Genomic DNA, 25,688 nt, shown 5'->3' with positions numbered 1-25,688 from the left:
GTGGACCTCGTCCGGCACCTTCGCTACTTCACCGTCGTCGCGGAGGAACTCCACTTCGGCAACGCCGCCATCCGGCTCGGCATGGCGCAGCCGCCGCTCAGCCAGCGCATCAAGCGCCTGGAGGAGGAGCTCGGCGTGCGGCTGTTCGACCGCTCGGCCCGCCAGGTGCGGCTCACCGAGGCGGGCCGGCTGCTCCTGGGCGAGGCCCGCGAGATCGTGGCCCGGGTGGACCGGCTGCACGAGCTGGCCAGGCAGGGCGAGGGCACGGTGCTCAAGGTCGGCCTCCCGCCCGACCTGGCCGCCGCCGCCATCGCCGCCCTGGTCGCGGGCTTCCGCGAGACCAATCCCGCGGTACGCCTCGCGCCCGCCGAGATCTGGACCGCCGACCAGGTGACGGCGCTGGCCGAGGGGACGATCGACGTCGGCCTCGTCCGCCATCCGGTCGCCGCGCCCGGTCTGCGGTTCGGCCAGGTGCTGGCGCAGCCGCAAGGTGTGCTGCTGGCCGAGGGCGACCCGCTCACCGGAGTCGGCGAGGTGCACCTGGCCGACCTGGCGGGCCGGGAGCTGCTGATGCCGCCCCAGGAGGGCGAGCCGGGGCTGTACGCGGAGATGCTCTCGGAGTGCCGCCGCCACGGCTACGTCCCCGTACAGGTGCACGAAGGCGCCGGGCTCGGGCTGGTGCTGGCGGGCGCGGCGGTGGCGTTCGGGCCGAAGGTGGAGCTCCCGGGGCTGGTCTGGCGGCCGCTGCTAGGCTCGCCGATCACGTGCCGGGTCTCCACCGCCTGGCGCCAGGCGGTGGCCGCCCCGATCGACGAACTGGTCGACGACTTCTCGGCCGTCGCCGTACGCACGCTGAAGGAGAGCGCCGGGATGACGGACGAGGGCGCGGTGTCCGTGCGGCGGATCAGCCGCAGGCCGGGGATGCTCGCATGAGCACGCCCGACTTCGAGGCGCTGTTCCGTGCGGCGGGGGTGCGGGGCTGGTTGTACGCGGCCGACATCGACTCGGGGCGCGAGGTGGGGCACGGGCCGGACGAGCCGGTGCCCACGGCGTCGATGTTCAAGGTGCCGCTGCTGGTGGCGCTCTGCGGGCAGGCCGACGCGGGGCTCCTGGACCTCTCCGAACGCGTGACCGTGACGGCCGAGGACAGGGTCTCGGGGCCGACGGGGCTCTCGGCGATGCTCGACGACGTGACGATCTCGCTGCGCGACCTGGCGTACCTGATGATCGCGGTGAGCGACAACACCTCGGCCGACGTGCTGCTGGGCCGGGTCGGGTGCGAGGCGATCAACACCATGCTGGCCGGGTTCGGGCTCGACGGGACGCGGGTGACGCAGAGCGCCCGGGAGCTCCTCGGCAGCATGGCCGTCGACGCCGGGCACGCGTGGCCGTTCGTGGATCCGGAGGACATCGCGCGGCTGAGCGTGCTCGACCCCGCGCGGGCGAACCGGTCCACCCCGCGCGAGCTGGCCGCGCTGTTCGGGATGATCTGGCGGGACGAGGCGGCCTCGCAGGAGTCGTGCGCCTGGATGCGCGGCGTGCTCAACATGCAGGTGTGGCCGCACCGGCTGGCCTCCGGCTTCCCGTACGACGACGTCGCGGTCAGCGGCAAGACCGGCACGCTGCCCACGCTGCGCAGCGAGTCGGGGGTCGTCGAGTACCCGGACGGCCGGCGCTACGCCGTGGCCGTGTGCACGCGTTCGTTCAGCACCGCGCTCAACCAGCCGCGCGCCGACGCGGTGATCGGCACGGCGGCGCGTATGGCGGTGGACCACCTACGGAGATAGCAAGTTATGTGGGGGTCCGGGTATGACTTTCCCACCGACGGGCGACAGGATGGGCACATGGTTGCTGAGGGCGAGCTTCTCTGGGAGCCGAGCGAAGGGGTCGTCGCGAAGGCCGGGCTGACCCGCTACCTGGAGTGGCTGGGACGGCCGGGACCCTATGAGGACGTGTGGCGGTGGTCCGTCGAGCACCCAGGCGAGTTCTGGACGTCGATCTGGGACTACTTCGACGTGGTCGGCGACCGGGGCGACGGGCCGGTGCTCTCCGGGACGATGCCGGACGTCACGTGGTTCGACGGGAGCACGCTCAACTACGCCGAGAACGCGCTGCGCCGCACCGAGGGCACCGCCGTGGTGTTCGTGTCCGAGGACGGCGCCCGCCAGGAGCTGACCTGGGACGAGCTGCGCGAGGAGGTCGCCCGCGTCCGGGCGGGGCTGGCCCGCCTCGGCGTGCGGCGCGGCGACCGGGTGGCCGCCTACCTGCCGAGCATCCCGCAGGCCCTGATCGCCTTCCTGGCGACCGCCTCCCTGGGCGCGATCTGGTCGGCCGGCTCGCCCGACTTCGGGGTGCCGAGCATCGTCGACAGGTTCAAGCAGATCGAGCCCAAGGTGCTCATCGCGGTCGACGGCTACCACTACAACGGCAAGACCTACGACCGCTCCGACGCCGTCAACGAGATCGCCGCCCAGCTCCCCACGCTGCGCGCGACCGTGTGGATCCCCTACCTGGCGGCGCTCGACGAGGGCAGCGCGCCCCAGCAGGCCGGGCCCGCCGAGGCGCACACCCGGGAGGTGCCGCACGGCGAGGTGATCGGCTGGGAGGGGCTGCGGGCCGAGGAGGGGCCGCTGGAGTTCGAGCGGGTGCCGTTCGGCCACCCGCTGTGGATCCTCTACTCCAGCGGCACGACCGGCCTGCCCAAGCCGATCGTGCACGGGCACGGCGGCGTGGTGCTGGAGCACCTCAAGTCCCTCACCTTCCAGCAGGACATCGGCGAAGGCGATGTGTTCTTCTGGTACACCACCACGGGCTGGATGATGTGGAACTACCTCATCGGCGCCCTGCTGGTGGGGGCCACGCCGGTGCTGTACGACGGCGCGGCCACCTATCCGTCGCCGGCCGCGCTGTGGCGGATCGCCGACTCCGAGAAGGTGACCTACTTCGGGGTCGGGGCGCCGTACATCATGGCCTCGCTGAAGGCCGGGATCCACCCCCAGGGGCTGGAGCGGCTGCGCGGCGTCGGCTCGACCGGGTCGCCGCTGCCGCCGGAGGGGTTCTCGTGGGTGGCCTCGGAGCTGCCCGGGGTCCCTGTGGGGTCGTTCTCCGGGGGCACGGACGTGTGCACGGGGTTCGTCGGGGCGACCATGCTCCACCCGATCAGGGCGGGCATCATCCCGTGCCGGTCGCTGGGGGCGAAGGTCGAGTCGTACGACCCCGCGGGCAAGCCGGTCGTCGGCGAGGTGGGCGAACTCGTGCTGACCGCGCCCATGCCGTCGATGCCGGTGATGTTCTGGAACGACCCCGACGGCCGGCGCTACTTCGAGAGCTACTTCGACGTCTACCCCGGGGTGTGGCGGCACGGCGACTGGATCAAGATCAACGAGGACGGGAGCAGCGTGATCTACGGCCGCTCCGACTCGACCCTCAACCGGGGCGGCGTCCGGATGGGCACCAGCGAGTTCTACCGGGTCGTCGAGCGGTTCGACGAGATCGCCGACAGCCTCGTGATCGACACCGGGCAGCTCGGGCAGGAGGGGCGGCTGCTGCTGTACGTGACGCTCGCCGAGGGCGCGACGCTGACCGAGTCGCTCCAGCGGACCCTCTGCGACGCCCTGCGCAAGGAGCTGTCACCCCGCCACGTGCCCAACGAGATCCACGCCGTCCCCGGCATCCCCCGTACGCTCTCCGGCAAGAAGCTGGAGGTGCCCGTACGCAAGATCCTGCTGGGCACGCCCGTCGAGCAGGCGGCCAATCCCGACGCCATGGCCAACCCCGAGGTGCTGCGCCACTTCAGTCCGGCAGCAGAATGACCTTGCCGCGCGTCCGGCCCTGCCCGGCCGCGCGGTGGACCTCCTCCAGCTCGGTCAGGGGACGATACTCGGCCGCCTCGACCGTGAGCTCGCCCCGGTCGACGAGCTCGGCCAGCTCGGCCAGCTGAGCCGGGTCGTTGCGGGCCACGAAGTGGGTGCCGCCCTCGATCGGGGTGGCGATCGTGATCGTCCTGCGCCCGAGTCCGGCCAGGGCGGCGGCGTCCTCCTGGGGGAGCGCGGCCAGGTTCAGCACCACGTCCATGCCGCCGGGGAGCGGCGTGGACGTGTAGTCGATCACCTCGTCGGCGCCGTACCGCTCGACCGCCGCCGCGCTGCGCGGGCTCGCGGTGGCGAACACGGTCGCGCCCGCGAGCTTGGCGAGCTGGACGGCGAACATGCCGACCCCGCCGCCCGCCCCGTTGATCAGCACCCGCTCGCCACGGGCGACGCGGGCGTGCTCGTGGATCGCCTGCCAGGCCGTGAGCCCGGCCACCGGGACGGCGGCCGCGTGGGCGAGCGGGATGCTCCGCGGCGCTCTGGCCAGGACGCTCGCGGGCACGGCCGCGTATCCGGCGGCGGCGCCGTCCACCAGGCCGAACACGCGGTCACCCGGGGCCAGGCCCGTCACGCCCTCGCCGAGCGCGACGACCGTGCCCGAGACGTCCGCGCCGAGCGTGTACGGCAGGCTCACCGGGAGCACCTCGCGCAGCAGGCCCGCGCGCAGGCCGACCTCCGACGGGTTGAAGGAGGTGGCGGCCACTTCGAGGAGGACCTGTCCCGGGCCCGGGCGCGGCGTCGGGATCCGGTCGAAGCGGATCTCGTCCCCGTACTCGTGGATGCGGGCGGCACGCATGGTCTCGGGCGGTTCGCCGGGAACGCGGAACTCCTCGGCGTGGTCGGCCACCCAGGCGCCGAACGTGCGGGGTGCGGTCTTCGTGACCTCCTCGACCGCCGGCGTGACGGGGGCCGGGTGGCGGACCAGATCCGCCTGGGCCTGGAGCACGCCGTCCACCGCCTGCGGGGGCCAGCCCGTGGCCAGGAGCTCCGTACGGGTCCGGTTGGGCGGGACCTCCTCCCAGCGCGCCGGAAATTTCGTGATCTGGGAGATGATGCGGACCTGGTCGGCCTGGGTGATCGAGTCCGGGCCGGTCAGGTCGTGGACGGCGCCATGGTGTCCCTCCTCCAGCAGCGCCCGTGCCGCCACCGCCGCGAGGTCCCGCTCGTCCAGCATGGGCATGGCGGCGAGGCCGTACGAGCCGCGCACCACCCCCGCCCGCACCCGCGCCGCCCACCGCAGCGCGTTGGCCGCGAAGGCGTGCGGGCGCAGCACCGTCCACTCCAGGCCCGACTTCTCGATCAGCCGCTCGACCTCGCGTTCGTGGTCGCGTACCGCGGCGGAGGAGAGGTAGACCACCCGCCGCGCCCGGCGCGCGATCGCGTCGATCACCGCCCGCGCCCCTTCCGCCGTGGCGAACGGCCACACCAGGAACACCGACTCCACCCCGTCGAGCGGCAGCGACCCGGGGTCCGCCAGGTCGCCCTGGGCCCGGCCGAAGGGCCTGACCTCGGCCCCCGCCTCCGTCAACCGCGCCGCCACCAGCCTGCCGACCGTCCCGGTCGCGCCCGTCACCAGCACTGTTCTCATGCAGGCCACCGTATGGGCCGTCCGCGAGACAACCAATGCGTCATCGGGCCGGATTTCATACGCGATCGTCCTCCCGTAAGCTTCCTCCGTGGACGTGCTCAGCGATGTGATCGCCCTCATGCGCACCGGCAGCCCCCGATCGGCGCGCGTCGAATGGCGTGCCCCCTGGGGCCAGCGGTTCCCGACGGTTCCCGGCTCCGCCGGGTTCCAGGTCGTCCTGCGGGGGTCGGGCTGGTTGATCCGGCCGGACGGCGATCCGATCGCGCTGTCGGTGGGCGACGTGGTCTTCTTCCCCCACGGCCACGGCTACGCCATGGCGGACTCGCCGTCCACCCCGCTCGCCGAGCCCGACTGCGACCCGCTGGACGACGGTCCCGGCCTGTTCGCCTCCGCCACCGTCGATGAGCTCGTCGACGGGCCCGCTGCGACGGTGCTGCTGTGCGGCGGCTACCGCCTCGATCCGGGCCGAGCCCACCCGATCCTGCGCGATCTGCCCGACCTGATCCACCTCCCGGCCGGCGTCGGCCTCCACACCGAGCTGCGCGCCGCCGTCGAGGCCCTGGGCGCCGAGATCCAGCGCCCGCGGCTGGGCGCGGACACGGTGGTGTCGTCCCTCCTGGACCTGCTGCTGCTCTACATCCTGCGGGCCTGGTTCGAGGGGGAGCACGGCCAGTGCTCGGTCGGCGGGTGGGCGCAGGCGCTGGCGGATCCCGGCATCAGCGCCGCGCTGGACGCCGTCCATCGGGATCCCGCCCACCCGTGGACGGTCCAGGAGCTGGGCGCGCGGGCGGGGCTGTCGAGGTCGGCCTTCTCGCGCCGCTTCGGCGAGCTGATCGGCCGGCCGCCGCTGGCGTACCTCACCTGGTGGCGCCTGGCCACGGCGGCCCACCTCATGCGCGCGTCGGACGCCCCGCTGGGCCAGATCGCCGCCAAGGTCGGCTACACCTCGGAGTTCGCCTTCGCCAACGCCTTCAAACGGGAGTACGGCGTGGCGCCCGGCAGATATCGCCGCGAGATCTGCCCGGCCTGACTTCTTGCCCCTGTGCAAATAGGTTAAAACGTAACAATTTCCGAACGACTTCGGGTGCTTGGAAATCTTGTAATAGCCAGGCATTGACGCTTCGCCACTCGCTGATTTACCGTCCTCCCACCGCTTAAAACGATTTTGCCGGGAGTGCGGCAATGAATGAGACTCCCGTTCTATCCCTTTCGCAGGTCAGCAAGGCGTTCGGTGCGGTGCGCGCCGTACGCGAGGTCTCTCTTGAGCTCTTCCCCGGCGAGGTGCACGCGCTCGCGGGGGAGAACGGCGCGGGCAAGTCGACGATCGTGAAAATCCTGTCCGGCGTGCACCGGCCGGACTCGGGCCGGATCCTGCTGGACGGCGAGCCGGTGGAGTTCGGCGGGCCCGCGGACGCGCAGCGGGCCGGGGTCGCCGTCATCTACCAGGAGCCGACCCTCTTTCCCGACCTGTCGGTCATGGAGAACATCTTCATGGGCCGCCAGCCCCGCGGCCGCCTCGGCATCGACCGGCGGGCCATGCGCGCCGGGGCCGCCGAGCTGTTCGAGCGGCTCGGCGTGCCCCTCGACCCCGACCAGCCGGCCCGCGGCCTGTCGATCGCCGACCAGCAGCTCGTGGAGATCGCCAAGGCGCTGTCGCGGCAGGCGCGGGTGCTCGTCATGGACGAGCCCACCGCCGCCCTGTCCGGCACGGAGGTGGCGCGGCTGTTCGGCGTGGCCCGGACGCTGCGCGCGCAGGGCTGCGCGCTGCTGTTCATCTCGCACCGGCTGGAGGAGATCTTCGAGCTGTGCCGGCGGGTCACCACCCTGCGTGACGGCGCGTACGTGGCCGAGGACCTGGTCGCCGACATCACCCCCGACGACCTGGTACGCCGCATGGTCGGCAGGGAGCTGGAGGCCCTGTTCCCCAAGCAGGAGACGGAGGCCGGCGAGGTCGCGCTCAAGGTGCGCCGGCTCACCCGCGAGGGCGTCTTCACCGACGTCTCCTTCGAGGTGCGGCGGGGCGAGATCGTCGCGCTGGCAGGGCTCGTCGGGGCCGGGCGCAGCGAGGTGGCCAGGGCCGTGTTCGGCATCGACCGGTGGGACGCGGGGAGCGTCGAGGTGGACGGCAGGCGGCTGCGGCCCGCCAGCCCCACGGCGGCCATGGCGGCGGGGCTGGCCCTCGTGCCCGAGGACCGGCGGCAGCAGGGGCTCGTCATGGACCTGTCCATCGAGCGCAACATCGGGCTCGCCGGCCTGGCCGACGTGCGCCGGGGGCCGTTGGTCTCCCGGGCGGCCGAGCGGGAGCGGGCCAGGGACTGGGCGGTGCGGCTGCGGCTGAAGTTCGCGCGGCTGACGGACGCCGTGAACGTGCTGTCCGGCGGCAACCAGCAGAAGGTCGTGCTGGCCAAGTGGCTGGCGCGCCGGCCGTCGGTGCTCATCGTGGACGAGCCGACCCGCGGGATCGACGTGGCCACCAAGGCGGAGGTGCACCGGCTGCTGTCGGAGCTGGCCGGGAGCGGCGTGGCGGTGCTGATGATCTCGTCCGAGCTGCCCGAGGTGCTGGGGATGGCCGACAGGGTGCTGGTCATGCACGAGGGGCGGCTGGCCGCGGAGATCCCGCGCGCGGACGCCACCGAGGAGAGCGTGATGGCCGCCGCCACCGGAAGGAGCCGCGCGTGACCGCCACCGCCACCAGGACCGAGGCCGTGCGGCGCAACGGCGGGCGGCGGCTCGTGGACCGCGTCGCGCGGGTGCGCGAGCTGGGCATCGTGGTCGCGCTGGGCCTCCTCTTCGGCGTCACCGGCGCCGTCAACCCGTCCTTCCTCACCTATGCCAGCCTGCGCGACATCCTGCTGAACTCCGCCATCGTCGCCATGCTCGCCGTCGGCCAGACGCTCGTGGTCATCACCAGGAACGTGGACCTGTCCGTCAGCTCCGTGGTGGGGCTGTCGGCGTTCGGGGGCGCGCTGATCCTGGCCGACCACCCGGCAGTGCCGATCCCGGTCGTGATCGCGGGCTGCGTGGTGCTCGGCGCCCTGTGCGGGGTGGTCAACGGGCTGCTCGTCGGGGCGGCCAAGGTGCCCGCGCTGGTGGCCACCCTCGGCACCCTGTACGCCTTCCGCGGCATCGACTTCGCCTGGGCCGGCGGACGCCAGGTGAACGCGGCCGACATGCCCGACGGCTTCCTGTCCCTGGGGACGCGCTCGGTGCTCGGCGTGCCACTGCTCGCGCTGGTCGCCCTGGTCGTGCTGCTGGCGGTCGGGTGGATGCTGGGCAACCTGCGCGCCGGCCGCGAGCTGTACGCCATCGGCTCCAACCCCGAGGCGGCCGTGCTGGCCGGGATCCGGGTGCGGCGCAGGATCGTCGCGGCGTTCGTGGCCAACGGGGCGCTGGCGGGGCTGGCCGGGGTCATGTGGGCGGCCCGCTTCGGCACCGTGGACGCCACCGTGGCGACCGGCAAGGAGCTCGACGTGATCGCCGCCGTCGTGGTGGGCGGGGTGGCCATCTTCGGCGGCAGCGGCACGGTGTACGGGGCGGCGCTCGGGGCACTCCTGCTGACCGGCATCACCAGCGCGCTGGCCGTGCTCCGGGTGGACGCGCTCGCCCAGACCGCCATCAACGGCGCCCTGCTGCTGGCCGCCATCGTCCTCGACCGCGTGCTCGCGCTCCGCGTCGCCGCGGCCCTGCGCCGCCGCAGATTCCACGACCCCGCGGATCCCGTGGATCCCGCCGATCCCGCTTACCGTGCCGATCCCGCTCCCGGGAGGACCGCCGATGGCAGCTGATCTCGCTCGGATGGCGCGCCGCTGGGAGGGGCTCATCCTCGTGCTGCTCGTCGGCGTGACCGTCTGGGCCTCGCTCGGCGTGGACGGGTTCGCGAACGGGTCCAACGTCTCCTTCCTGCTCCTCGACACCACTGAGATCGCCCTCATGGCCCTGACCATGACACTGGTCATCGTGGCGGCCGAGATCGACCTGTCGGTGGCCTCCACGCTGGGCCTGTCGTGCGCGGTGCTCGGCCAGTTGTGGAACGCGGGGCTGCCGATCGAGGCGATCATGCCCATCTGCCTGCTGGTGGGCGCCCTGTGCGGCGCGTTCAACGGACTGCTCGTCACCCGCCTCGGCCTGCCCTCGCTGGCGGTCACCATCGGGACGTTCGCGCTGTTCCGCGGCCTGGCGTACGTCATGCTGGGCGACCAGGCGGTGGCCGACCTGCCGCCCGCGTACACGAGCCTGGCCACCGCGTCCGTCGGCCCGATCCCGCTGGCGTCCGTGCTGGTCGCGGTGCTGGCGGTGGTGGCGGCCACGCTGCTGCACGCGACCGGGCTGGGCCGCTCCATCGTCGCGCTCGGCTCGAACGTGGAGGCCGCCTACTTCGCGGGCGTCCGGGTCAAGCGGATCAAGTTCTGGCTGTTCGTGGCCTCCGGGGTGATGGCGTCGCTGGCCTCCCTCGTCTACACGTTCCGCTACGCCAGCGCCAGGGCGGACAACGGCGTCGGGCTCGAACTGGCCGTGGTGGCCGCCGTGCTGCTCGGCGGCGTGTCGATCTTCGGCGGGCGCGGCACGCTGCCCGGAGTCCTCATGGCGGTGCTGCTGCTCGGCGTCGTGCGCAACGCGCTCATCCTCGCCGACGTGGCCAACGAGGTCCTGAACTTCGTGACGGGCCTGCTGCTCGTCTCATCCGTGCTGGCGCCGAACCTGGGGGCGGTATGGCGGCGGCGCACCTCACCACAAGTGGAAGGGAAGTCCGTTTCATGACAACGCGCACCCCTTGGCGGCCGACGGCGCTCCTCGCCGGACTCGTCCTGCTGACGGCCGCCTGCGGCGGCACCACCAAGAGCGACGTGGCACAACAGTCCTCCGCCTCCGCCACGGCCGCCGCGTCCTCGGCCCCGGCCGTGGATCCCAATGCCCCGATCAAGCAGGGACTGAAGATCGCGTTCCTGCCCAAGCAGGTCAACAACCCGTACTTCACGATCGCCGACGGCGGCGGGATCGCGGCCGCCAAGGAGTTCGGCGGCGAGGGCAAGGAGGTCGGGCCGTCCGACGCCAGCGCGTCCTCGCAGGTCTCCTACATCAACACGCTGATGCAGCAGAAGCAGGACGCCATCGTCATCTCCGCGAACGACCCCAACGCCGTCGTGCCCGCGCTCAAGCAGGCGAGGGCCGCCGGGGTGAAGGTCGTCAGCTACGACTCCGACACCGCCCCCGAGGGCCGCGACGTGTTCGTCAACCAGGCCAGCCCCGAGGATCTGGGCCGGACCGAGGTGCAGTTGCTGGCCGAGCAGATCGGGCACAAGGGCAAGATCGCCGTGCTCTCCGCCACCCCCAACGCGACGAACCAGAACACCTGGATCGACTTCATGAAGGACGAGCTCAAGAAGCCCGAGTACAAGGACATGGAGCTGGTCAAGGTCGCCTACGGCAACGACGACGACCAGAAGTCGTTCACCGAGACGCAGGGGCTGCTGCGCTCGTACCCGGACCTGGCGGGCATCATCTCGCCCACGACCGTGGGCATCGCCGCGGCGGCCCGCTACCTGTCGGACTCGCCGTCCAAGGGTAAGGTCAAGCTGACCGGGCTCGGCACCCCCAACCAGCTCAGGAAGTTCGTCAAGGACGGCACCATCGAGGCGTTCGAGCTGTGGAACCCGGCCGACCTCGGCTACCTGGCCTCGTACGCGGCGGCGGCGCTGGCGTCCGGGCAGATCACCGGGGCCGAAGGGGAGAAGTTCAAGGCCGGCAAGCTCGGCGAGTACACGATCGGGGCCAAGGGCGAGGTGCTGCTGGGCAAGCCGACCGTGTTCAACAAGGACAACATCGACAAGTTCGACTTCTGACGCTCACGTCCGGCCGCGCGGCACGACCAGGCCCGTCTCGTACGCCATGACGACGGCCTGGGTCCTGTCGCGCAGGCCGAGCTTGTTCAGCACCCGGCTCACGTGGGTCTTGACCGTCTCCTCGGTGACCACCAGCCTGGCCGCGATCTCGGGGTTGGACAGGCCCTCGGCGACCAGGCGCAGGACCTGCGTCTCGCGCGGGGTCAGCGCGGACGGCGTCTCCGCCGCCGGTCTCGGGCCGCCCATGCGGGCGAACTCGCTGATGAGGCGGCGGGTGACGGCCGGGGCCAGCAGCGCCTCGCCGGCGGCGATCACGCGTACGGCGTCGAAGAGGCGCTCGGCGGTGACGTCCTTGAGCAGGAAGCCGCTGGCTCCGGCGCGCAGGGCGTCGTAGACGTACTCGTCCAGGTCGAACGTGGTCAGGATGAGCACCCTCGGCCCGCCGCTGAGGCGCCTGGTGGCCTCGATGCCGTCCATGACCGGCATGCGCACGTCCATGAGCACCACGTCGGGGGACAGCTCGCGGCAGACCCGCACCGCCTCGGCCCCGTCGGCGGCGGTGCCCGCGACCTCGAAGTCCGGCTGGGTGTCGAGCAACTCGGCGAACCCCGTCCGCACCACCAGGTGGTCATCGGCGATCACGATCCTGAGCCTGGCGGGCCCGCTCATCCGCCCTCCTCGTCCCGTCCGGGCAGGCGGGCCTCCACGAGGAACCCGCCGCCCTGGGCGGGGCCCGTGCGGAGCTCGCCGCCGACGGCCGCGGCCCGCTCGCGCATCCCGGACAGGCCGTGCCCACCATTGGGTCCGCCCTTTTCCGTGTCCACCGGCCCCGGGCCGTTGTCGCGGACGAGCAGGCGCAGGCCGGGGCCGGTGTAGTCGAGCTCCACGTCCACGGCGGCCCCGGGCGCGTGGCGGCGCGCGTTGGTGAGCGCCTCCTGGATGATCCGGTACGCGGCCAGCTCGACGCCGGGATCGAGCTCCACCGGCGAGCCCCGTAGGACGAGCCGGGTGGTCGTGCCTGACGCCTCGCGCGACTCGTCGAGCAGCTCGTTGAGCTCGTGGAGGCGCAGCCCGGGCTGGGGATGCCGGGCCGAATCGGCCTCGGCGTCCTCGCGCAGCACGCCGAGCAGCCGCCGCATCTCGGTCAGCGCCGCCCGCGCGGTGTCGCCGATGGCCAGCAGCCGCTCCGCGCCCGCCTCCGGCATGCCGGGGACGGCCAGCCGGGCGGTCTCGGCCTGGACGGCGACCATGGAGATGTGGTGGGCGACCACGTCGTGCAGCTCGCGGGCGATGCGGGCGCGCTCGCCTCGGGCGGTGTGCTCGATCAAGCTGTCGGCCATGACCTGCCGGGCGGCGGTGTCGGCCCGGGCCCTGCGGCGGGCCCGTACGGCGATCCCGGCCAGCGCCAGCGCCGGGGCCAGGCAGGCGAGCAGCAGCGTGAGCGCCCGCACGGGCTCGCCCGGCCCGATCGCCACCGCCAGCACCGGGTACGGCACCGCGAGGAGCACGGCCGCCGCCGGCGCACCGTGGCGGCCGGCCCGGTAGCCGGCGATCAGCTGCGCCGCCGCGCCCGCCACGGTCAGCGTGTGGAAGGCCAGGACCGACAGCGCGCCCGCCCCGGTCGCCAGGAGCGCCGCCACGGACGGCTGGGCCCACAGGAGGGGGAGCGGCAGCGTGGTGGCCAGCGCGAGCAGAGGGAACACCATGAGGAGCAGCGGGGCCGTGTCGTCACCGGCCGGCGGCAGCGCGTCGGGGCTCACGGGCTGACCGCCCACCGGCGCGCTCACGGTCTCCGAGAGCGCGGGCGCGCTCCCGGACTGCACGACCGACTCGGCCACCGCGAGCACCGCCAGTGCCACCCCGAGCACGACCGGCAGGTGCCGGGCCGCGGCGGGACCGTACGGCACGGCCGCCCCGATCCGGCGCGCCCACGCGAGCGGCACCGCGACGATACGGCTCCACCTCCGGTCCTGCACTCGTTCCACCAGGTCATTGTCCCGGGCGCGGGCAATTGTGGCATCCCTCGTAAGAGGGACGCGGCGTAGCTGGCGCCAGTGACGCCGCAGATCGCTCCGCCGCGTGACGACCCGGGCCGGGCCCGCTGCCTAGTCTGCCTGCCGTGGAAGCAACCATCGAAGTCAGCGGCCTGCGCAAGCGGTTCGGCCAGACCCGGGCGCTGGACGGGATGACGTTCACCGTGCTGCCCGGCCAGGTCACCGGGTTCGTCGGGCCGAACGGCGCGGGCAAGTCCACCACCATGCGGGTGGTGCTCGGCCTGGACGCGGCCGACGAGGGCCACGCCCTGGTCGGCGGGCGCCCGTACGCGAGCCTGCGCAGCCCGCTGAGCCACGTCGGCGCGCTGCTGGACGCGGCCGCGCTGCAACCGGGCCGCACCGCGCGCAACCACCTCCTGTGGCTGGCCCACTCCCAGGGGCTGGGCGCCAGGCGGGTGGACGAGGTGATCGAGCAGGTCGGGCTGACGCCGGCGGCCCGGCGCCGGGCGGGCGGCTACTCGCTGGGCATGCGCCAGCGGCTCGGCATCGCCGCCGCGCTGCTCGGCGACCCGCCGGTGCTCATGCTGGACGAGCCGTTCAACGGCCTCGACCCCGAGGGCATCGTGTGGATCCGGGGCTTCCTGCGGTCGCTGGCCGCGGAGGGGCGTGCCGTGCTGGTGTCCAGTCACCTGATGAGCGAGCTCCAGGACACCGCCGGCCATCTCGTGGTGGTGGGCAGGGGCCGGGTCGTCGCGGACACCAGCGTGGCCGACCTGATCGCGACCGCCTCACGGGACCGGGTCACGCTGCGTACGCAGGCGCGTCCGGAGGCGATGTCGGTGCTGGCCGCTGCCGGGGGCACCGTGACCGTCACCGATCGCGACACGCTGGTCGTCTCCGGGCTGGCGTCCGAGCACATCGTGCGGCTGCTCGCCTCGCGGGCGGTGCCGTTCTCCGAGGTGGCGGCCCACCGGGCGTCGCTGGAGGAGGCGTACCTGGACCTCACCAGGGACGCGGTCGAGTTCAAGGGGGCGGCGCGATGACCGCCGTGACCCCCTACCGCTCGGGCCTGCGGGCCGGGCGCGACGGCTTCGCGCAGCTGCTGCGGGCCGAGTGGACCAAGCTCCGCACGCTACGCGGCTGGATGGCGGGCCTGACGCTGACGACGCTGCTCATCGTCCTGCTCGGGGTGCTCTTCGCGACCGGCAGCCGCTCCTCCTGCATGAAAGGCCCGATCGAGGTGCCCTGTCCCGCGCCGCCGACCGGGCCCGGCGGCGAGGCCGTGGAGGACCGGTTCTACTTCGTCCACCAGCAGCTCGACGGCGACGGCAGCATCACCGTACGCGTGAACGACCTGACCGGGCAGCTCCGCAAGCCCGACGTGACCCCCGGTGTCCGGAACGTCGTCCCCGGCGTCACGCCGTGGGCCAAGGCCGGGGTCATGATCAAGCAGAGCGTCCGCCAGGGAGCCGCGTACGCGGCGGTGATGGTCACCGGGAGCCACGGGGTGCGGATGCAGCACGACTTCACCGAGGACGTGGCGGGGCGGCCCGGCGGGGCTCCGCGGTGGCTGCGGCTGACCCGTACCGGCGAGACGATCGTCGGCGAGGAGTCGGCCGACGGCTCGCGGTGGATCAGGGTGGGCACCGCCCGGATGGCGACCGGGAGGGTCCGCGTCGGGCTGTTCGCGGCCTCTCCCGGCGACCTGACCGTGACCTCCAACGTGATCGGCGGGGCCGCGACGGCCTCCCGCTTCGCCGAGGTCACCGCCGACATGGACCAGGTCAGCGTGCGGGGCGTGGCCTCCGGGGGTTCGTGGACCCGCGACGACATCGGCGTCACGCTCGAGGTCGACGGCACCCCGCACCATCCGGGCGGGCTCGTGCGCTCCGGTGACACGTTCAGGATCACGGGAGTCGGCGACATCGCGCCGGCTCTGGAGGGCATGCCCGCCGAGCGCGTCCTGACCGGGGTGCTGGCGGGGCTGGTCGTCGTCATCGTGGTCGCGGTGTCGTTCGTCACCGCGGAGCACCGGCGCGGGCTCATCCGCACCACCCTGCTGGCCGCCCCGCGGCGCGGCCGGGCGCTGGCGGCCAAGGCCGTCGTGATCTCCGTGGCCGTCTTCGTCTTCGGGCTGGTCGCCGCCGCCGTCACGGTGCCGGTCGGACGGGCTCTCCTGGCGGGCAACGGCAACGTCCTCGCGCCCCTGGCGCCGCTCACCGGGCTGCGGGTGATCGCCGGGACCGCCGCGCTGCTCGCCGTGGTGGCGGTCTTCGCGCTCGCTCTCGGGTCGCTGTTCCGGCGCAGCGCGGTGGCCGTCATCGCGGCCATCGTGGCGATCGTCGTCCCGTACCTGCTGGCGACCGCGTCCCTGCTGCCCGACGAGGTGGCGCGGTGGCTGCTGCGGCTCACTCCGGCGGCGGGCTTCGCGATCCAGCAGAGCACGGTCACGTACGAGCAGATGACCGCCCGGTTCGCCCCGGCGGAGGGCTTCTTCCCGCTGCCGCCCTGGGCGGGGTTCGCGGTCCTGTGCGCGTACGCCGCGCTCGCCCTGGCCCTGGCCGCCCACCGGTTGCGCCGGAGGGACGTATGAGACGCGAGATACACGCCGAGTGGACCAAGCTGCGGACGGTGGCGGGGCCCGGGTGGCTGCTGGCCGGGGCCGTCGTGCTGACCGTGGCCCTGAGCGCCCTCGCGGCGGCCGTCGTATCCTGCGCGACGGCGGGGTGCGGGCAGGACGCGGCCAGGATCAGCCTCGTCGGGGTCCAGCTGGGCCAGGCGATGGTGGCGCTGCTGGCCGTGGTGGCGGTCTGCGGCGAGTACAGCACCGGCATGATCCGCACCAGCCTCACCGCGATGCCGCGCCGGGCCACCGCCCTGGCCGCCAAGGCGGTGGTGGTCGGCGGGCTCACGCTGGGCGCGGGGACCCTCGCGGTGCTCGGGTCCGTGCTGGCGGGGCGGCTCCTGCTGCCGGGCAGCGGCTTCACGGCCGCGCACGGCTACCCGCCGCTGTCCCTGGCCGACGGGCCGACCCTGCGCGCCGCCGTGGGCTCGGTCCTCTACCTGGTGCTGATCGCGCTGCTGAGCCTCGGCCTGGCCACCGCCGTACGCGACTCGGCCGCGGCCGCCGGGGTCGTGATCGGGCTCCTGTACGTGTTCCCGGTCGTGATCCTCATGGTCGCGGACCCCGAGGTGCGGCGGCTGCTGTGGACGCTGTCCCCGACGAACGCCGGGCTGGCCGTCCAGACGACCGTGGATCTCGCGTCCCTCCCCATCGGACCGTGGGCGGGCCTCGGCGTCCTCGCCGCCTGGTCCGCCGCCTCCCTCGTGGGGGGCGGTCTGCTCCTCCGGTACCGCGACGCGTGACCGGATAGCGAATAAAGCGGAAATGCCGGTATTTACCGGAATTGATATTCTCGCGGACTTTGCTTGACAAAACCTCCCGTTGGATATGAATTATCGGCGATCTGGGTACGCGTCGATTTATGAGGATAAGGGGAATGGCGGCGCTGGCCGCGGGATGTTTTCTGCCGCTGCTGGCCGCGGCGCCCGCTCTGGCGGACGAGCTCCCGCAGGGGGACCCGGGCGTCCAGACCGACACGGGCGTCCCGGCGGTGGAGGCGGTGCCGGACGTGATGCCGGACCCGGCGGTGGAGACGGTGCCGGAGCCGGTGAAGCAGGTCCGGGTGGTCAAGGGCGTCAAGGGCTCCCGCGCCGGGAAGATCGGTGTGCTGCGGCCGGGCGACCGGGGCGAGATGGTCAGGCAGCTCCAGCGGCGCCTGCACGACGGCGGCTTCTACTTCGGCCAGGCGCACGGCGTCTATGACGAGCAGACGAGGTACGCGGTCTGGGGGTTGCACAAGAGCAGAGGGATGGTGCCGAGGGGCGAGGTGGGGCCGAAGACGTGGGCGGCGCTCAGGCGGAGCAAGGGCCTGCGCCCGCTGGTGCCGCAGGGCGGCGCGAACCGGATCGAGATCAGCCTGACCCACCAGCTGCTCACCATCTATCGCGACAACCGCCCGGTGCTGGTCACCCACGTCTCCACCGGCGCCGAGGTGCAGTACTGCGAGAAGGGCCACTGCGGCAACGCGGTCACGCCGGTGGGCGACTTCCGGGTGACCAGGAAGGCGCCCGGCTGGACGACGGGCCTGCTGGGCTCGATGTTCAACTCGCTCTACTTCGTCGGCGGCATCGCCATGCACGGCTCGACGGAGGTGCCGCTCAAGCCCGCCTCGCACGGCTGCGTACGCATGCCGCTGTCGACCTCCGTGCGCGTGTTCAACATGGTGAAGGAGGGGGAGCCGGTGTACGTACGCGGACAGATCTAGATGCCCTGGGGCAGCCGGAACAGCCGGCCGGGGTCGTACGTGGATTTCACCTCGGCCAGCCGGGCCGCATTGGGCCCGTAGTACGCATTTCGCCAATTACTCAAATCGGGGTCGATGTAATTAACGTAAGCATGATCCCCGAAAAATGGGGACATGTCGGAATGTAGCCCGCGCAGCCACCGCCGATCCGTCCCCTCCGCGTAATACTGCACGCTGTAAAGCGCCGCCCGATGCGGGAACGCCGTGTCCGCCGGACCGACCCGGCCGATGGCCCCGCCCATGGCGTCCATCAGCACCGAGTGCCGCCCGCCACGCGCCACCCCGTCCACCAGCGCCCGCACGCCGTCCGCCGGCAGCTTCCGGTACGCCATGTGCGACTTGGCCGCGAACGCCTCCCGCGGCATCCGCCGGCACTCGGCGATCGACATGGCCGCGCAGCCGCCCATGATCTTCATGCCGTCCAGATAGGGGACCGTCCGGGCCGAGCGGGAGGAGGGCTGCCCGATCTTGCCGACGAGCGGGGCCAGCAGCCGGTCGAGCGCGGGCCTGCCGCCCACGTACGTGCCGACGATCGCGACGTCCAGGCCGCCGCCCGAGCGTCCCAGGTGCAGCGAGGACCACAGCTCGTCCGGCGCCGAAGGCCCCCACGACTGCCACGCCTTGACCGCGGCCCCCGCCTTGGCCCACGGCCAGTGCAGGAAGAACACCGTGACGTCGCGCGCCGCGAACGTCCTGAACGTGAAGGACACCGCCACGCCGAAGTTCCCGCCGCCACCGCCCCTGCAGGCCCAGTAGAGGCCGGCGTTGCGCGCGGCGTCGCAGTCCAGCGTCCGGCCGTCGGCCGTGACGACGCGTACCGACTGGAGGTTGTCGCAGGTGAGCCCGTACTTCCGGGACACCACGCCGATGCCCCCGCCCAGCGTGAGACCGCCGACCCCGACCGTGGGACAGGAGCCCGCGGGGATGCTCACGCCGTGGCGGGCGAGCTTGTCGTAGACGTCGATCAGCTTGGCGCCCGCGCCGACCGTGGCCCGGCCGCCCGCATAAGCGACCGAGCTCATCCTGGACACGTCGATCACCAGCCCGGGGCCCGTGGACCAGCCGGCGTAGGAGTGACCTCCCGAGCGGGTGGTGACCGGCACGCCGCCGGTGCGCGCGAACGTCAGGCACGCCGACACGTCGGCCGCGCTCGCACAGTAAGCGACCCCGCCCGGCCGGATCCGGTCGTAGGCGGGGTTGTACAGGCGGCGCGCGGTGTCGTACCCGGCGTCGCCCGGCAGCACGAGCGTGCCCTTCAGCTGTCTCCGCAGCCTCGCCCAGTTGGGCGGCGGCGCGGACGTGCCGGTAGGCCGCTCAGCAGACAGCCCAGTAGACCGCACGGTGGCGGCCAGCGGGGCGAGCGCGGCGACATGCAGAAAGTCCCGGCGGTCCATGGACGCCTCCGTGTGATCGGTGTTGAGCCGCTCGGTGAGACGTCCGGATGACCCGCCAGGTTTGGTCACATCTCCATCACTTCGGGGTTCAGCCGGCGCTCCCTCCGAACGCGCTCCTGGGAGTGGCGCCCCCCACCCGGGTGAGCCGCGGCGGGCCGCTCTTCTCGGACTTCTTGAGGGCTCCGTCCTTGACGAGCCGCAGCGGCGAGGCGGCCGGCTTCGGAGCAGGACCACCGTGACCGTCTCCCGTGGTCTGGACCATCCGCAGGGCCAGCGCGGGGCACATCTCGACCGTGCGCCGCGCCTCCTTGGCCATCCAGCCCGGGACGGTCCTGAACGACGGGAACCCGTAGTCGTCCAGTTCCACGAACTCCGGCAGCAGATGGGCACAGAGTCCGTGTCCCGCGCAGCGGGACCAGTCGACCTCCAGCCGGTACTCCACGTAGTCCTTCTCGGGCTCGGGCATCGGCAGCGCGCCGCGGACCGGCCGGCCGCACGAACCGTGCTCGAGGTGGAGCGCGATCTCGCTCTCGAACGCGTCGAGCGCCGACAGCACGAACTTGGCCGTGCCGTCCGGGTGGAAGCACGCCCCCCGCCGCTCGACGCCGCGCACGCAGCGCCGTACGGCGTCCACGGAGCCGCTGCCCTCGACCAGCGCGTTCATGGCCCACGCCAGGTCCGGCAGGCCCAGCCGGCACGGGCCGCACTGGCCGGCCGACTCGCCCGCCAGGTAGGAGGTGACTCGGGCGGCCTCGCCCAGCGAGCACGTCGACTCGCCGAGCGGGACGATGATCCCGGCCCCCAGGGTCGCGCCGGCGAGCTTCATGCCCTCGCGCGAGATCACGGCCGTCTGCGCCACCTCGGCCGACAGCCAGGCGCCGTGGTAGCCCCCGATGAGCACCCCGTCGCCGATCTCGGCCTCGGTGAGCGCGAGCACGTCCGCCAGGTACGTGCCGGTCGGCGCCTCGATGACCGCGCCGTTGGCCGCACCGCCGCTGACGGTGAGCAGGATGGTGCCGGGCTCCTTGGGCGTGCCGACCTCGGCGTACCTCTCCGGGCCGAGCTCGGCCAGCAGCGCCAGCTGCGCGTACGTCTCCGTGTTGGACAGCAGGGTCGGCAGCCCGTCCACGCCGCTGATCGCGGCGCGCCTTTTGCGGCCGGGCGGGATGCCGATCTCGCCGTTGACGGCGTTGACGAGCGCGCCGCCCTCGCCGGAGATGAACCGCTCCTTGATCCCGACCACCCGGATCGGGATGCGGCTCTCCGCGCCGCCGGCGACGTTCGCGGCCCGGCGCTCGTCCACGGCGGCATTGACGGACGCCTCGGCGACCTCGCCGCCGGCCGTGGCGAGAACCACCTCGCGGGCGCCCAGCGCCTCGGCGGCCAGCACGGCGCCGTCGAGGACCAGGTGGGGGTTGCGGGTGAGCAGCATGGCGTCCTTGGAGCTGGCCGGCTCGCCCTCGGCGCCGTTGATGAGGACGACGCACTCGCCGCTCGAGCCCACCGCGTCGGCGACGGCCCGCAGCTTGCGCGCGAACGGGAACGCCGCGCCGCCCCGGCCGCGCATGTCCACCTCGTTGGCCATCGAGATGAGCTGATCCAGGTCGCGCGGCTTGGGGGAACCGTGGAGGGTGCGGTGGGCGGGCAGGTCCAGTCGGCGGGTCTGGTCCAGCCCGGCGGTCAGCCGGGCCGGACCCATCCGTAAGACCCGCGGCACTCGGGCCGGAATCACGATCGCTCCTGTCGGGTTGCGGGGGTCAACCGGGTCTCCTGAGGCGGTCTCATCCGGCCTCCCGATACCTGCGCCGCGCGTCGGCGAGGCTTACCGGTGCGTTCCTTCTCTGGGCCGGGCCCGGGCCCGCGGCCGCTGCCGCGGCTGCCGCGGCGGCGGCGTTCCCCGCCGCGACCTTCTGCGGCTGCTCGGCGGGTACGCCCATGGCGGCGGGGTTGGTCACCGCCGGCCCCTGGATCTTCTCGAGCGTGACCGGCGGCCGGAAGGCCGCGGCCAGCACGCGGATGACCAGCGCTCCGCCGACCGCCGCGATGCTGGCCACGTAGGACCAGGCCACCCAGCCGGCCGGCGGCCGGCCGGCCGTCAGGCCGTGCATGATGGCGACGGGCCAGCCCAGGTACGCGACCGAGTGCATCACCCGCCACATCCATGGCCTGGCCTTCGCCGCCCAGCGCCTCCTGAGCAGTCCCGTGGCCACGGCCACGATCATCATGTCGAAGGCCAGGATGCCGAGACCCTTGTTGATTCCGGCGATCGGGACGACCGCCGCGCCCGGCGGCACGTGACCCAGGCTGATCATGAGGGAGATGTGCGTGATCAGGAAGATCATCCCGAGAAGGCCGAAGGCCTTGTGGGCGAGCTGCGACCTGACCCGGTTGACCGGAGACAGGAAGACCCGCTCGGTGGTGATGATGCCGAGCGCGACGGTCGCGGTGAAGGTCACCAGGGCCATCACGCCCACGTAGAACTCGAGGAAGCCGACCACCCGGCCGAGGATTGCTATGCCACGGTCTGTCCTGGTCAGCGCGAACGCCGACAGCACGACTGCCATGACCATGGCGCTGGCTCCCAGTCGGACACTGCGGGTGTCTAACTTGGTGGGAGTGTGCCGGGGGTGTCGTCTGTGGAGCATCTAAGGTTCCCTCCAAGGTCGGGTGAGGGTGCGACTCGGAAGGCTGGGTAGCCCGTGAGGGCTTTCAGATCAGCATCGGCGGCCCCGGTTGATGCAAGAGACGACGAACTGCATCAGCCGGTCGGGCATCACGTTCGCGAAGTCGGCGTGGTCGGTGATGGGGTTGTGCTTCTGTTCAGGGAAGGCGTCCACGGCGAATGACGGGCCTTGCGGCACGGTGTACGTGAGGGTCATGCGCAAAGCCGGCACCGCCTTAGTTCCTTGCGGGCAGGCGCCACCCTGTCCAGGGAAGACCACGTGCGTTCGGTGATTGGCGCTATCAGTGTTCTGGCCGTCCCAGCAGCTAGGGAAGTCCAGAATACGAACGACTTGGCTGCCGCGCGGGCAAAGCGGATATTTGTCGGGACTTATGCGGTTTTGGAATCCCGTGCAGCTCCAGGCGGCCCTGGCGTTGCCGGCGCCGTTGGTGGCGGCCTTGGCGTCACCGGTGATCAGCCTGAGGAACCTCGGCATCGCGACGACCTGGGAGCTGGCGTTACCGCGGAACTGGAGCGTCACGGAGCGTGCACGCAGCACCTGGCCGACGTTGCCGTCCGGATCCTGAGTGTTCGCGTCCACCTTGCGGTCTCTGAGGACCGGCCAGAAGTAGGTGGATTTATCGCCCAGCCGGCACGTGGTCCCCGCGGCGGCCAGGCTCTCGTCCGTGGAGAAGCCGTCCGTTGACAGGTTGCCCACGTAGTCGTGGAGGTGGTGGGCTCCGTTGCTCACGCCGGGGGCGACGATGAAGTTGTCCGGGTTGTTGTGGCCGTTGCGGTTCGTCCCGCACGCGGAGACGAAGGTGCCGCGCGAGCCGCCCCTGCCGATGCGGGCGTCAAGCTGACGCGGCGCTACCTGGCGGATGTCGACGAAGTCCTCGACGAACGGGCCCAGGTCGGCGCACTCGTTCTCGTTGTGCTCCTCGGACGCCGTGGGGGACGGGCTGGGGGAGGCGCTTCCGTTGCCGTTGTTCCCGTTGTTGCCATTGTTCCCGTTATTACCGTTGTTGCCCTGGCCGGGGTTCCTGGTCGGCCGGTTGCGGCGGCCGAACGTCTCGGCGGTCTGCTCCGGGTCGGGGTTCTGGGCGTCGGGGTCCTGGGCATCGGGGTTCTGAGCCGGGTCGAGCACGGCGCGCCCGCCGCCCTGGCCCTGCTGGTCGGCGTTCTGCTGCTGGTCGCCGTTCTGGTCCTGCTGCTGGCCGTTCTGCTGGTTGTTGTTCTGGTCCTGCTGGTTCTGGTTGTTGTTCTGGCCTTGGTTCTGCCCGTTCTGATCCTGGTTCTGGTTCTGGTCCTGCTGGTTCTGATCCTGTCCCTGCTGATCTTGATCTTGTTGCTGGTCCTGGTTCTGATTCTGGTTGTTGTTCCGGTTCCGCTGACCCTGCTGCTGCTCCTGGGAGGCCTGTGCCGGGTCGCAGTGGTCGGCGCGCGCGGGGCCGACGCCGATGACGGCCGCGGACACCAATCCGCCGGCCACCACGGCCAAGGCGGACACGGCCGAGGCCATGCGTCTAGATCTCGTCATGCGTCTCTCCTCTTTTCAACCGCCATCGCGACGGGTGGAGCTGGTGAGGGCGTCGGAGGCTCGGGCAACTGCGTGTGATCGACCAGGCCGGTGGACTCCAGGAGCGTCATGTGGCGCATGACGAAGTTGATGCCTTCCTGGGCGAACTTCCTGATCTCCGCGTTGCGCGTACCGGCCCGTACAGCCGCCACGACGGTGAAGACCTTGCCGTGCGCGGCACGCAACAGGTTCGCGAAGTCCTGGTCGAAGGCGGGTCCGCGCTCCGCAGCCAGCTGGGCCATCCAGCTCTGCTGATCGGCGTTGGGCTCGCTGGGCAGTGCCACACCGAGCTTCTTGGCGGTTTGCCGTGTCAGCAGGTCCAGCCTCTGGTGGTCCTGCATGATCAGCCTGCCGACTTCCTTGACGCGCTGGGACTCGGCGCGGGTCTGGGCATAGTCGCCCGCGGGCATCTCCCAGAGACCGGCCTGCCGCACCTTGATGAGCAGGTCACGGTCGGCGGCCGTGACGGGCCCCGATGATGTCTGGGTCGCCGCAGTGGCGGCGGGATCGATCGAAGGCGGCATGACCAGCACGATCGTCACCGCGGCCGCCACGACGAAGCCACCGAGCATGAACAGCTCGCCACCGCGCAAAAGCCTGTGCATGGTCGGAGGTACGCGGGTCTCTCGGGCTTGGTTCAGCACATGGCCGGAGATAGTTAGAAATGACTGGAGTTATCGGAGTGGCTACCGCCGAGATAACGAAGGTGTAAAGATATGCCCCGTGCTAGGTCACCTCGACGGCAGGTTCGAGAGTGCGGATGCCGAGGCGGAGCATCGCATCGCGGTGCTTTACCAGGAGTTCGGCGGCCCTCTGCTGCGCCACGTACGCAAATCGACAGGTAACGACCTTCAATGGGCCGAAGACGTGGTGCAGGAGACGCTCGTCCGAGCCTGGAAAAACTCGGCAAGACTGCAGTGGGAACCAAGCCTTATATGGGCGTGGCTACTGACGGTAGCCCGCCGCATCGTTATCGATGGACGTCGACGGAAGAGCGTCCGGCCTCAAGAGGTCGAGCCGCCCGAAGTCGACATGATGGCCGTACCCGACGGCTCGGAGCGAGCTCTGTCGCGGATGGTCGTCGCCGACGCCCTTCGCAGCCTCTCTGAAGAACACCGCGAAGTCATAGAGCAGACCTACCTCCGAGACCGTACGATTAGTGAAGCGGCGGAGATACTGGGGATACCTCCGGGCACGGTGAAGTCCCGGCTCTATTACGGGATCCGGGCTCTCCGCGAACTGCTGCGGGACAAGGGGGTAGCCGGCTGATGCATGACGAGGTGGCTGCCTATGTCCTCGGAGTCCTCGATGAGGATGAGCACGAGGCCTTCGAACGCCACCTCGATACATGTGAGAGATGCCAGGCGGAGCTGATTGAGCTTGCCGAGCTTCCGGAAGAGCTCGACGAGCTCAAGAACGCTCCCGCAGCCTCCGATGACGACCCCCCGAGGTCGATGTCACGCTGACGTCTGTACGTTGACGTCTGTGCCCTTTTCGGGTGGTATCGGTACGGCGAGGCGTTGCGTCCGGTGTAGCGTGACCGGACGGTCAGGGGGAGGTGTTCGGTGGGCATCGACGGAGATGCGCCCGTTCCCCCGCATCGGCGGTTCGGCGAGGAAGGCGGCCGGCTGTCGTACGGCGGCTATCTTCGCCTGCCCGCGCTTCTCGCACAGCAACGGCCACAGTCGGAAGCGCCCGACGAGCTGCTCTTCATCACCATCCACCAGGTCTACGAGCTGTGGTTCAAGCTGCTGCTCCACGAGCTGGAGAACGCCCGCGAGGCCATGTTCGCCGGCGAGCTCTGGCGGGCCAGGCACCTGTTCCGACGGGTGCACGCGGTCGAGAAGGTGCTGATCGAGCAGGTGGACGTCCTGGAGACGATGACGCCCCAGGACTTCCTCATGTTCCGGGAGAAGCTGGCGCCCGCCAGCGGCTTCCAGTCGGTGCAGTTCCGGGAGCTGGAGTTCCTGTCCGGGCTGAAGGACGAGCGCTATCTCGGCAGCTTCAGGCACGCCAGCGACACGGAGCTCGCACGGCTGCGCCGCAGGCTGGAGGAGCCCTCGCTGTGGGATGCTTACCTCACCGCCCTCTCCCAGCGTGGCCTGCCGGTCTCCGACGACGAGATCATGGGCTCGCTGCTGGCCGTGGCGAGGGACCGCGGGTCGTACGACGACCTGTGGCAACTGGCCGAAGACCTGCTGACGCACGACGCGACCGCCGCGCAGTGGCGGACGCGTCATGTCCAGATGGTCGAACGTCAAATCGGCACCAAGTCGGGCACCGGCGGCTCGACAGGCGCCCCCTATCTACGCGGCAGAACGCGTTTGCACTACTTCCCGCTGCTGTGGGAGCTAAGGGCCTGGCTATGAACAGCTTTGGCAAACCCTCACAAAGG

General features: G+C 71.7%; 23 protein-coding genes. 15 read left to right on the top strand and 8 right to left on the bottom strand.

The features are described from left to right. Genes ACIHFD_RS20425 through ACIHFD_RS20415 form a run of 3 tightly spaced genes read left to right on the top strand, consistent with a single transcriptional unit; the run spans position 1 to position 3,812 of the window. Positions 1-933: a LysR family transcriptional regulator gene (locus tag ACIHFD_RS20425; RefSeq protein WP_355190818.1), complete on the top strand. Its 933-nt coding sequence runs from the start codon at positions 1-3 to the stop codon at positions 931-933. Then, a complete protein-coding gene (locus tag ACIHFD_RS20420; RefSeq protein ID WP_350728431.1) occupies positions 930-1,787 on the top strand; it encodes a serine hydrolase in 858 nt (285 codons plus the stop codon). Before ACIHFD_RS20425 ends, ACIHFD_RS20420 begins: the two co-directional genes overlap by 4 nt. Positions 1,788-1,844: 57 nt before the next feature. Continuing rightward, positions 1,845-3,812, top strand: a complete 1,968-nt coding sequence (locus ACIHFD_RS20415) for an acetoacetate--CoA ligase (RefSeq protein ID WP_397368252.1) — start codon at positions 1,845-1,847, stop codon at positions 3,810-3,812. On the opposite strand, the gene ACIHFD_RS20410 is transcribed toward ACIHFD_RS20415, so the two are convergent. Continuing rightward, entirely contained in the window at positions 3,793-5,457 is a 1,665-nt protein-coding gene (locus ACIHFD_RS20410; RefSeq protein WP_397368251.1) for a zinc-binding dehydrogenase, read from the bottom strand. The two genes, ACIHFD_RS20415 and ACIHFD_RS20410, sit on opposite strands and share 20 nt — an antisense overlap. Positions 5,458-5,545: 88 nt before the next feature. Here ACIHFD_RS20410 and ACIHFD_RS20405 point away from each other — a divergent pair, with 88 nt between their 5' ends. The 5 genes from ACIHFD_RS20405 to rhaS all read left to right on the top strand — a co-directional run bounded on the left by ACIHFD_RS20405 (position 5,546) and on the right by rhaS (position 11,297). Continuing rightward, positions 5,546-6,487, top strand: a complete 942-nt coding sequence (locus ACIHFD_RS20405; RefSeq protein ID WP_397368250.1) for an AraC family transcriptional regulator — start codon at positions 5,546-5,548, stop codon at positions 6,485-6,487. 152 nt (positions 6,488-6,639) lie between these two features. Then, positions 6,640-8,136: a sugar ABC transporter ATP-binding protein gene (locus tag ACIHFD_RS20400; protein ID WP_355190824.1), complete on the top strand. Its 1,497-nt coding sequence runs from the start codon at positions 6,640-6,642 to the stop codon at positions 8,134-8,136. Continuing rightward, positions 8,133-9,242 (top strand): ABC transporter permease, encoded by a 1,110-nt coding sequence (locus ACIHFD_RS20395; RefSeq protein WP_397368249.1) that lies wholly within the window; start codon positions 8,133-8,135, stop codon positions 9,240-9,242. Before ACIHFD_RS20400 ends, ACIHFD_RS20395 begins: the two co-directional genes overlap by 4 nt. Further along, positions 9,232-10,215: an ABC transporter permease gene (locus ACIHFD_RS20390; RefSeq protein WP_397368248.1), complete on the top strand. Its 984-nt coding sequence runs from the start codon at positions 9,232-9,234 to the stop codon at positions 10,213-10,215. Before ACIHFD_RS20395 ends, ACIHFD_RS20390 begins: the two co-directional genes overlap by 11 nt. Further along, complete coding sequence (rhaS, locus tag ACIHFD_RS20385; RefSeq protein WP_397368247.1) at positions 10,212-11,297, top strand: rhamnose ABC transporter substrate-binding protein; 1,086 nt, start codon at positions 10,212-10,214, stop codon at positions 11,295-11,297. Before ACIHFD_RS20390 ends, rhaS begins: the two co-directional genes overlap by 4 nt. A 3-nt stretch (positions 11,298-11,300) precedes the next feature. On the opposite strand, the gene ACIHFD_RS20380 is transcribed toward rhaS, so the two are convergent. Together ACIHFD_RS20380 and ACIHFD_RS20375 are read right to left on the bottom strand one after the other, a co-directional pair. Then, entirely contained in the window at positions 11,301-11,966 is a 666-nt protein-coding gene (locus tag ACIHFD_RS20380) for a response regulator (protein ID WP_397368246.1), read from the bottom strand. Next, positions 11,963-13,282, bottom strand: a complete 1,320-nt coding sequence (locus ACIHFD_RS20375; RefSeq protein ID WP_397368245.1) for a sensor histidine kinase — start codon at positions 13,280-13,282, stop codon at positions 11,963-11,965. Before ACIHFD_RS20375 ends, ACIHFD_RS20380 begins: the two co-directional genes overlap by 4 nt. Positions 13,283-13,416: 134 nt before the next feature. On the opposite strand from ACIHFD_RS20375, the gene ACIHFD_RS20370 reads away from it, so the two are divergent. The 4 genes from ACIHFD_RS20370 to ACIHFD_RS20355 all read left to right on the top strand — a co-directional run bounded on the left by ACIHFD_RS20370 (position 13,417) and on the right by ACIHFD_RS20355 (position 17,619). Continuing rightward, positions 13,417-14,334, top strand: coding sequence for an ATP-binding cassette domain-containing protein (locus ACIHFD_RS20370; RefSeq protein ID WP_355190834.1), 918 nt, complete (start codon positions 13,417-13,419; stop codon positions 14,332-14,334). Next, positions 14,331-15,884, top strand: a complete 1,554-nt coding sequence (locus ACIHFD_RS20365; RefSeq protein ID WP_397368244.1) for an ABC transporter permease subunit — start codon at positions 14,331-14,333, stop codon at positions 15,882-15,884. The genes ACIHFD_RS20370 and ACIHFD_RS20365 overlap by 4 nt, the downstream gene beginning before the upstream one ends. Further along, the gene (locus ACIHFD_RS20360; protein WP_355190838.1) at positions 15,881-16,657 is read left to right on the top strand and encodes an ABC transporter permease; all 777 of its coding nucleotides are present in this window, start codon (positions 15,881-15,883) and stop codon (positions 16,655-16,657) included. The genes ACIHFD_RS20365 and ACIHFD_RS20360 overlap by 4 nt, the downstream gene beginning before the upstream one ends. Positions 16,658-16,791: 134 nt before the next feature. Beyond that, positions 16,792-17,619: a L,D-transpeptidase family protein gene (locus ACIHFD_RS20355; RefSeq protein ID WP_397368243.1), complete on the top strand. Its 828-nt coding sequence runs from the start codon at positions 16,792-16,794 to the stop codon at positions 17,617-17,619. Here the strand turns inward: ACIHFD_RS20355 and ACIHFD_RS20350 are convergent. The 5 genes from ACIHFD_RS20350 to ACIHFD_RS20330 all read right to left on the bottom strand — a co-directional run bounded on the left by ACIHFD_RS20350 (position 17,616) and on the right by ACIHFD_RS20330 (position 23,835). Beyond that, positions 17,616-19,052, bottom strand: coding sequence for an FAD-binding oxidoreductase (locus ACIHFD_RS20350; protein ID WP_397368242.1), 1,437 nt, complete (start codon positions 19,050-19,052; stop codon positions 17,616-17,618). The two genes, ACIHFD_RS20355 and ACIHFD_RS20350, sit on opposite strands and share 4 nt — an antisense overlap. An 88-nt stretch (positions 19,053-19,140) precedes the next feature. Next, on the bottom strand, positions 19,141-20,784 hold the full coding sequence (locus ACIHFD_RS20345; protein ID WP_364243883.1) for an NADH-ubiquinone oxidoreductase-F iron-sulfur binding region domain-containing protein: 1,644 nt from the start codon (positions 20,782-20,784) through the stop codon (positions 19,141-19,143). A gap of 49 nt (positions 20,785-20,833) precedes the next feature. Then, complete coding sequence (locus tag ACIHFD_RS20340) at positions 20,834-21,622, bottom strand: hypothetical protein (RefSeq protein WP_355190844.1); 789 nt, start codon at positions 21,620-21,622, stop codon at positions 20,834-20,836. A 144-nt stretch (positions 21,623-21,766) separates the two neighbouring features. After that, positions 21,767-23,254, bottom strand: coding sequence for a DUF1996 domain-containing protein (locus tag ACIHFD_RS20335; RefSeq protein WP_397368241.1), 1,488 nt, complete (start codon positions 23,252-23,254; stop codon positions 21,767-21,769). Beyond that, entirely contained in the window at positions 23,251-23,835 is a 585-nt protein-coding gene (locus tag ACIHFD_RS20330; protein WP_364243891.1) for a DUF4142 domain-containing protein, read from the bottom strand. Before ACIHFD_RS20330 ends, ACIHFD_RS20335 begins: the two co-directional genes overlap by 4 nt. Here ACIHFD_RS20330 and ACIHFD_RS20325 point away from each other — a divergent pair. The 3 genes from ACIHFD_RS20325 to ACIHFD_RS20315 all read left to right on the top strand — a co-directional run bounded on the left by ACIHFD_RS20325 (position 23,816) and on the right by ACIHFD_RS20315 (position 25,662). Further along, positions 23,816-24,562, top strand: a complete 747-nt coding sequence (locus ACIHFD_RS20325) for a sigma-70 family RNA polymerase sigma factor (RefSeq protein ID WP_397368240.1) — start codon at positions 23,816-23,818, stop codon at positions 24,560-24,562. The genes ACIHFD_RS20330 and ACIHFD_RS20325 overlap by 20 nt on opposite strands. After that, complete coding sequence (locus ACIHFD_RS20320; RefSeq protein ID WP_397222318.1) at positions 24,562-24,759, top strand: zf-HC2 domain-containing protein; 198 nt, start codon at positions 24,562-24,564, stop codon at positions 24,757-24,759. Before ACIHFD_RS20325 ends, ACIHFD_RS20320 begins: the two co-directional genes overlap by 1 nt. Positions 24,760-24,858: 99 nt before the next feature. Next, on the top strand, positions 24,859-25,662 hold the full coding sequence (locus tag ACIHFD_RS20315) for a tryptophan 2,3-dioxygenase family protein (protein ID WP_350728449.1): 804 nt from the start codon (positions 24,859-24,861) through the stop codon (positions 25,660-25,662). The last annotated feature ends 26 nt before the right edge of the window (positions 25,663-25,688 follow it).

The sequence above is a fragment of the Nonomuraea sp. NPDC051941 genome (assembly GCF_044593615.1).
Note: the sequence above shows the minus strand (reverse complement) of the source record. Positions and strands in the feature narration are given on the sequence as shown.

Bases quoted from the DNA above. Each gene is read 5' to 3' on its own strand.
- ACIHFD_RS20420 (WP_350728431.1), top strand. From the start codon at position 930: ATGAGCACGCCCGACTTCGAGGCGCTGTTCCGTGCGGCGGGGGTGCGG.
- ACIHFD_RS20415 (WP_397368252.1), top strand. From the start codon at position 1,845: ATGGTTGCTGAGGGCGAGCTTCTCTGGGAGCCGAGCGAAGGGGTCGTC.
- ACIHFD_RS20410 (WP_397368251.1), bottom strand. From the start codon at position 5,457: ATGAGAACAGTGCTGGTGACGGGCGCGACCGGGACGGTCGGCAGGCTG.
- ACIHFD_RS20400 (WP_355190824.1), top strand. From the start codon at position 6,640: ATGAATGAGACTCCCGTTCTATCCCTTTCGCAGGTCAGCAAGGCGTTC.
- ACIHFD_RS20390 (WP_397368248.1), top strand. From the start codon at position 9,232: ATGGCAGCTGATCTCGCTCGGATGGCGCGCCGCTGGGAGGGGCTCATC.
- rhaS (WP_397368247.1), top strand. From the start codon at position 10,212: ATGACAACGCGCACCCCTTGGCGGCCGACGGCGCTCCTCGCCGGACTC.
- ACIHFD_RS20380 (WP_397368246.1), bottom strand. From the start codon at position 11,966: ATGAGCGGGCCCGCCAGGCTCAGGATCGTGATCGCCGATGACCACCTG.
- ACIHFD_RS20365 (WP_397368244.1), top strand. From the start codon at position 14,331: ATGACCGCCGTGACCCCCTACCGCTCGGGCCTGCGGGCCGGGCGCGAC.
- ACIHFD_RS20360 (WP_355190838.1), top strand. From the start codon at position 15,881: ATGAGACGCGAGATACACGCCGAGTGGACCAAGCTGCGGACGGTGGCG.
- ACIHFD_RS20355 (WP_397368243.1), top strand. From the start codon at position 16,792: ATGGCGGCGCTGGCCGCGGGATGTTTTCTGCCGCTGCTGGCCGCGGCG.
- ACIHFD_RS20350 (WP_397368242.1), bottom strand. From the start codon at position 19,052: ATGGACCGCCGGGACTTTCTGCATGTCGCCGCGCTCGCCCCGCTGGCC.
- ACIHFD_RS20340 (WP_355190844.1), bottom strand. From the start codon at position 21,622: ATGGTCATGGCAGTCGTGCTGTCGGCGTTCGCGCTGACCAGGACAGAC.
- ACIHFD_RS20335 (WP_397368241.1), bottom strand. From the start codon at position 23,254: ATGACGAGATCTAGACGCATGGCCTCGGCCGTGTCCGCCTTGGCCGTG.
- ACIHFD_RS20325 (WP_397368240.1), top strand. From the start codon at position 23,816: ATGACCAGCACGATCGTCACCGCGGCCGCCACGACGAAGCCACCGAGC.
- ACIHFD_RS20320 (WP_397222318.1), top strand. From the start codon at position 24,562: ATGCATGACGAGGTGGCTGCCTATGTCCTCGGAGTCCTCGATGAGGAT.